This is a genomic window from Siccirubricoccus deserti, assembly GCF_014283215.1.
In the GTDB taxonomy this organism is placed as follows: Bacteria; Pseudomonadota; Alphaproteobacteria; order Acetobacterales; family Acetobacteraceae; genus Siccirubricoccus; species Siccirubricoccus deserti.
Genome location: NZ_JACOMF010000236.1, coordinates 1 through 958 on the forward strand (window position 1 = coordinate 1; position 958 = coordinate 958).

Below are 958 nucleotides of genomic sequence, written 5' to 3' on the forward strand. Positions count from 1 at the left end.
TTAAGCAGGTGTGGTAACCGCAAGGGGCTAGCTTGCCACGGTAGGGTCAGTGACTGGGGTGAAGTCGTAACAAGGTAGCCGTAGGGGAACCTGCGGCTGGATCACCTCCTTTCAAGGATGGGTTGTGGGGTGAGGGGTTCGCTCCTCGGCTGCGACCTTCCTGACAATAGCTACAATCGTCTGTTGATCGTTCCTGATGCCGCTGGGTCCCGGATGGGGCTGGTGGTGTCGGACATCCTCCCGAAAATGAATGCCTTCTGGCCATGTCCATGGCCGCCGGGTTGGCGGGTCTTGCGGGCGTGCCTGGTCCTTGGGGCAACTCTGGGATCGGCGCCGTCCGCGCATCCTTCTCCCGTTGTGTGTTTTGGCCTTGGCTGGGCTACGGTCTGCTTGAGGCCTGGTGAAAGCCGGGGCTTGGGGCCAGTAGCTCAGTTGGTTAGAGCACACGCTTGATAAGCGTGGGGTCGGAGGTTCAAGTCCTCCCTGGCCCATTCCTGCCCTTGGGCAGGAAGAGAGATTTGCCGGAGGCTGACGATGTCGTCTCTGCCGCAGACGCGGCCTTCGCTGCCGGTTCGGTATGTGGGGGCGTAGCTCAGTTGGTAGAGCACCTGCTTTGCAAGCAGGGGGTCGTCGGTTCGAATCCGGTCGCCTCCATTTTTGCCGCTCGCTCGCGCCTTGCGCGAGCATGCCGTGGCACTGCCGCGGCAGGCGAAAATCCCTCCGAGAGACTTACGGCTGGCACAACCGGCCGGGCACAAGGCTCTTGATGAGGGAGCGCTTCCAAAACCGCCGCATGTCGGCGCTGGCCTTTGGGCCAAGCGTCGCGGCGGGTGTTCTTTGACAGGTGAAGAAGAGATTGGTTGATAGCGTAAGTTGAGTGTGGTTGAGCGTAGGCTCGGGCTGCATTGCTGCTTGGCTGTGGGGCGTGTCCTTTTGGGGCGCGGTTTGGTCCTGCGTG

General features: G+C 61.6%; 2 tRNA genes and 1 rRNA gene. All 3 read left to right on the forward strand.

Annotated features, from left to right (window positions below):
* Positions 1 to 112: ribosomal RNA gene (locus H7965_RS30030) — 16S ribosomal RNA — on the forward strand; the annotation flags it as partial.
* A gap of 305 nt (positions 113 to 417) precedes the next feature.
* A tRNA-Ile gene (locus tag H7965_RS30035) sits at positions 418 to 491 on the forward strand.
* A 90-nt stretch (positions 492 to 581) separates the two neighbouring features.
* A tRNA-Ala gene (locus tag H7965_RS30040) sits at positions 582 to 654 on the forward strand.
* Positions 655 to 958 lie beyond the last annotated feature (304 nt).